The organism is Mesorhizobium sp. M2A.F.Ca.ET.067.02.1.1 (genome assembly GCF_004023285.1).
Taxonomy (GTDB): Bacteria; Pseudomonadota; Alphaproteobacteria; order Rhizobiales; family Rhizobiaceae; genus Mesorhizobium.
This window is the reverse complement of sequence record NZ_RZSB01000463.1, coordinates 1-4,864: the sequence shown is the minus strand read 5'-3', so window position 1 is coordinate 4,864 and position 4,864 is coordinate 1. Positions and strand designations below refer to the sequence as shown.

Below are 4,864 nucleotides of genomic sequence, written 5' to 3'. Positions count from 1 at the left end.
GGTACGTCCTTCAAGTAACGGGTCGGGAAGCCGCCGCCCATATTGACCATCTTGAGCACGATGCCTTCCTCGGCGAGCGTCGCGAACACCTTCTTGGCGTCGCCCAGCGCGCGGTCCCAGGCCGACAGGTCGGTCTGCTGCGAGCCGACATGGAACGACACGCCATAGGCGTCGAGGCCGAGGCCCTTGGCATGGCGCAGCACGTCGACGGCCATCGCGGGCACGCAGCCGAACTTGCGCGACAGCGGCCACTCGGCGCCCTCGCCGTCGGTCAGCACGCGACAGAACACGCGCGAGCCGGGGGCGACGCGGGCGATCTTCTCCACCTCCTCCACGCAGTCCACGGCGTAGAGGCGAATGCCGAGCTGGTAGGCGCGTGCGATGTCACGCTCCTTCTTGATGGTGTTGCCGAAGGAAATGCGATCGGCCGGCGCGCCGGCATCCATCGCCATCTCGACCTCGGCAACCGATGCGGTGTCGAAGGACGAGCCCATCGCAGCAAGGAGGCGCAGTATCTCCGGCGCCGGGTTTGCTTTCACCGCATAATAGATCTTGGAATCGGGCAGCGCCTTCTCGAAGGCGCGGAAATTGTCGCGCACGACATCGAGGTCGACGACGAGGCAGGGACCGTTCGGACGTCGGGTGGCGAGGAAGTCAAGGATGCGCTGGGTGGCCATCGGGGTCTCTCCATAACGCCTTTCGGCGCGCACAAAGGCTGCGGAACGCGGGCGCTCAGCCTCGCGAACTCGCGGTCAAACAAAGGCGGGACGTCAAATCCATGGAACCAGCCGGTGGAGACCCCGGAACCATGAAATGCCGTCTCGCGGCGATGAACCTTGGCCTTGCCCGGCCTCGGTTCGCTTTGTCTGCCTTGGCTTGGATGGGAGAGCCCCGTCCGCACTGCCGGCAATGAAGGTGTGCCTCTTTAGTAACCCCGGTCTTTGGACAACCGGAAGAGAACCAGAAAGGCCCGCACCGTCGTTGCTTCAAGGTGTCCTCGGTCTTGTGGTTGGCCACTGACCGACTGGAGGGGTTGGCTCCAGTTACCTTACCGATTGCCCTCACCATTCGAGGATCGGCGGACACCCACAGGCACGTGCGACTTTGGGCAAGCGCGATATAGGAGCGAAGGGTTTCACAATCAATAAAAATCGTAAGCCCAGGTTGTAAAATTTCTGGCATCGAACAATGTTGGTCCGACTGTATCCGGAAATCGAACGATGCCAGGAACTCAAGGACCGCTGAACGCCTTCCTCAATCTGCGCCAAATGCCTGTGGAGGATGCGGAATTGGGCCCGCTCGCCGGCCTGCGCCTGGCCGTCAAGGACATCTATGACGTCGCCGGCTACCGCACCGGCTGCGGCAACCCGCAAAAATACGAGGAGGCGCATGCCGCCTCGCGCACGGCGCAAGCGGTGCAGGCCATCCTCGACGCCGGCGCGCGATTCGTCGGCAAGACCCAGACCGACGAGCTGGCCTTCTCGCTGTTCGGCCAGAACGCGCATTTCCCATACCCGGTCAATCCCGCCGCGCCCGATCGCGTCACCGGCGGCTCCTCTTCCGGCTCGGCGGCCGCGGTTGCCGGCGGGCTGGCGAACATCGCCACCGGCTCCGACACCGGCGGCTCGATCCGCGCGCCGGCGAGCTTCTGCGGCCTGATCGGGCTACGCACCACCCATGGCCGCATTTCGCTCGACGGGGCGATGAAGCTGGCATCGAGCTTCGACACGTTCGGCTGGTTCGCCGACGACATCGAGACCTATGAGACGGTCGGCAAGCTGCTGCTCGGCCGCGACCTGCATCAGCACCCGCTCAACCGCCCGCTCTCGATCCGCTGGCTGGACGCCTTCGTCATGGGTCCGGCGGAGGCCGCGCAATATGCGCGCATGAAGGCGCTGGCCGCCGCTGTCATAGGCCAGCCCGTGGAAACCGAATACGCCTTCGCTTCATTCCCCGACGAGCTTTACTGGTGCTTTCGCCGCCTGCAGGCCTTCGAGGCCTGGCGCGAGCATGGCCCGTGGATCTCGGCCGGCGGTCGCCTCAGCCCGGGCGTCGAGGAGCGTTTTGCCTTCGGCCGCACCATAGATGCCAAAACTGCCGCCGCCGAAGCGGCGCGGCGGCTGGCTTTCCGGGCCGAGCTCGGCGCCCTGCTTGGCAATGACGGCTTTCTCGTCCTGCCCACCGTTCCCGGCGCGGCGCCGCTCGCCGCCAGCACCCCGGAACAGTTCCAGGCCTACCGCGAAAGGGCGCTGCATCTCTTATGCCTTTCGGGTCTTTCGGGCTTTCCGCAGATCACCTTGCCGATCGGCTCCGTCGACGGCGCGCCCTTCGGCCTGTCGCTGCTTGGGCCTTCCGGCAGCGACGTTGCCCTGATACGGCTCGGCCGCAAGATTCTCGACGCGGCACGAAAGGTCTGACCATGGATACATTGACCCGCATGCGCGCCTTCATCGACGTGGTCGAGGCGGAGGGCTTTTCGGCCGCGGCGCGCAAGATCGGCCGCTCCAAGGCGCTGTTGTCGAAATATGTGCGCGAGCTGGAGGACGAGCTCGGCGCGCTGCTCTTGAACCGCACCACGCGCCAGTTCTCGCTGACCGAGGCCGGCCACACCTATTATCAGCGCGCCTCGGAGATCGTGCGCGAGGTTGACAGCCTTGCCGAGGCGGTGCGCCAGTCTTCCGGCGACGTCCGCGGCAGGATCAAGCTGTCGGCCGCCCGCACCTTCGCCGACGCGCCGATCGGTCAGTCGCTGGTCGACTTCGCCAGGCAGCATCCCGACATCGTGCTCGACATCCATCTCGACGACCGCTTCGTCGACCTTGTCGAGGAAGGCTTTGACCTTGCCGTGCGCATCTCGCGGCTGGAGAACTCCTCGCTGATCGCCAGGCGGCTGGCGCCGTTCTCGGTCAGGCTGTGCGCGTCGCCGGAGCTGATCGCCAAGCATGGCGCGCCGACGCGCCCGCAGGATCTCGCAAACCTGCCCTGCATCGTCGACACCAACGGCCGCTCGCTGGCCAACTGGCGCTTCAAGGGCGAAGGCGAGGAATCCATCAGCGTCGCCGTTTCCGGGCCTATCGAGGTCAACAGCCCGATCGTGGCGAGAGCCGCCGCGCTCTCCGGCCTGGGCTTTGCCATGCTGCCCGATTTCATCGCCGCCCCCGACCTCGCGTCCGGCAAGCTGGTCACCGCGCTCGACGATCGCATCCTGGCCGGCACCGGCATCTTCGCCGTCTACCCGCACCGCCGCTATTTGCCGGCCAAGGTGAGGGTCTTCGTCGACTTCCTGGTGCACTGGTTCAGGACGCGCGACACGGGCGCCTGAGCGAGCGTCCCAATTTCGCCCCCTTTCTGCTAACTCTGGGCTCGCTCCCGAGAGCAATTCCAGGAAAAGTGCGTAGCGGTTTTCCGTCCGGAATTGCGCAAAACAAATTATTAGAGCGGGTCAGCGTGGAACGCAGAACCGCTCTAAGTCAATGGAATCGCGGCACGGAATGCATCTGAAACGGCAAGCAACCATGCTGGCTTCGGCCCTTGCGGCCATATTGGCCTCGGTCGAGCAGGCTGAAGTCCATCCGCATGTCTTCGCCGAAGCCCGGCTCGACGTCATCCTCAGCCAGGATCACCAAAGTGTGACGGCGCTGCGCCACCTTTGGCGCTTCGACGACCTGTTTTCGAGTACAGTGATGATGGAGTTCGACAAGAACTCCGATCTGAAGCTTGACGACAAAGAGCTCAAGGAAGTGGCCGACACCGTCCATTCCTCGCTGGCCGAGTTCAACTACTTCCAGCTCGTCACCCAGGACGGCAAGGACGTGCCCATGGTGCCGCCGCCGCATCTGATGGCGAATTTCGACAACGATCAGTTGATCATCCTGTTCGAGTCGCAGCCGAAGACGCCGATCAAGCTTGCCGGCAAGGTCGACATCGGTGTCTACGATCCGACCTTCTACACCGCGATCGACTTCACCGACGACGCCAACATGACCGTCGAAGGCCTGCCCTCGACCTGCACCAAGAAGGTCATCCGTCCGGATCCGGACGAGGCGATCAAGGAAAACCAGAAGACCCTGACGGACGCGTTCTTCAACGATCCGACAGGCACGGACATGAGCAAGATCTTCGCCACCAAGCTCGAATTGGACTGCCCGCCGGAAGGATGATTTGGTGATGAAACCGTCGTTACGCGCAAGCAGGTTCCGCAAAAGTGTCGCACGGTTTTGCGATCGGAACCTGCGGCAGACAAGGGAATCCAAGCGGATATTCGTGGGGCATCCCACGGATATCCGCTTGGCGCTTGGCCTGCTGGCCGCCACATTGGTGATCGCCCACCTGCCCGGCGCCGCGCATGCGCAAAGCTCGCTCGGCATCGGCACCAATGACGGCATGGCGCCGACCACCACAGGTCCGTTCGCCCATATCCTGATGTGGATCAATCTCAGGCAGCAGGAATTCTATCACTCGCTGGCGGCGGCCATGAAGGCGATGCGTCAGGACGGCAGCAAGCTCTGGCTGCTGATCGGCCTGTCCTTCGCCTATGGCATCTTCCATGCCGCCGGCCCCGGCCACGGCAAGGCGGTGATCTCTTCCTACATGGTCGCAAACGAAGTGGCGCTGAGGCGCGGCATCCTGCTTTCCTTCGTTTCGGCGCTGCTGCAGGGCCTGACGGCGGTGGTCGTCATGGTGCTTGCCTATTTCGTGCTGCGCGGCACCGCCATCTCGATGACCGACGCCGCCTGGTTCCTCGAAATCTCCAGCTTCGTGCTGGTCACCTTGTTCGGCGCCTGGCTGCTTTGGCGCAAGCTCGGTCCATCGGCGCTGCGCCTGTTCGGCAGAGCGCCCGCCTACAGCCCGTCGGCCGCCCATG

The 4,864-nt window shown here is 64.1% G+C and carries 5 protein-coding genes; 4 read left to right on the top strand and 1 reads right to left on the bottom strand.

What is annotated here, in order from left to right:
- On the bottom strand, positions 1 to 677 hold a 677-nt coding region (locus EOA28_RS25105), incomplete at its 3' end, for an alanine racemase (RefSeq protein WP_189342175.1).
- A 543-nt stretch (positions 678 to 1,220) separates the two neighbouring features.
- Here EOA28_RS25105 and EOA28_RS25100 point away from each other — a divergent pair.
- The 4 genes from EOA28_RS25100 to EOA28_RS25085 form a co-directional block, all read left to right on the top strand.
- Complete coding sequence (locus EOA28_RS25100; protein WP_126081494.1) at positions 1,221 to 2,417, top strand: amidase; 1,197 nt, start codon at positions 1,221 to 1,223, stop codon at positions 2,415 to 2,417.
- A 2-nt stretch (positions 2,418 to 2,419) separates the two neighbouring features.
- Positions 2,420 to 3,322, top strand: a complete 903-nt coding sequence (locus EOA28_RS25095) for a LysR family transcriptional regulator (protein WP_042640557.1) — start codon at positions 2,420 to 2,422, stop codon at positions 3,320 to 3,322.
- 169 nt (positions 3,323 to 3,491) lie between these two features.
- Positions 3,492 to 4,160: a DUF1007 family protein gene (locus EOA28_RS25090; protein ID WP_126081493.1), complete on the top strand. Its 669-nt coding sequence runs from the start codon at positions 3,492 to 3,494 to the stop codon at positions 4,158 to 4,160.
- A gap of 103 nt (positions 4,161 to 4,263) precedes the next feature.
- Positions 4,264 to 4,864 (top strand): nickel/cobalt transporter (locus tag EOA28_RS25085; protein WP_189342174.1); only part of this gene is annotated, 601 nt, incomplete at its 3' end.

Bases quoted from the DNA above. Each gene is read 5' to 3' on its own strand.
- EOA28_RS25100 (WP_126081494.1), top strand. From the start codon at position 1,221: ATGCCAGGAACTCAAGGACCGCTGAACGCCTTCCTCAATCTGCGCCAA.
- EOA28_RS25095 (WP_042640557.1), top strand. From the start codon at position 2,420: ATGGATACATTGACCCGCATGCGCGCCTTCATCGACGTGGTCGAGGCG.
- EOA28_RS25090 (WP_126081493.1), top strand. From the start codon at position 3,492: ATGCATCTGAAACGGCAAGCAACCATGCTGGCTTCGGCCCTTGCGGCC.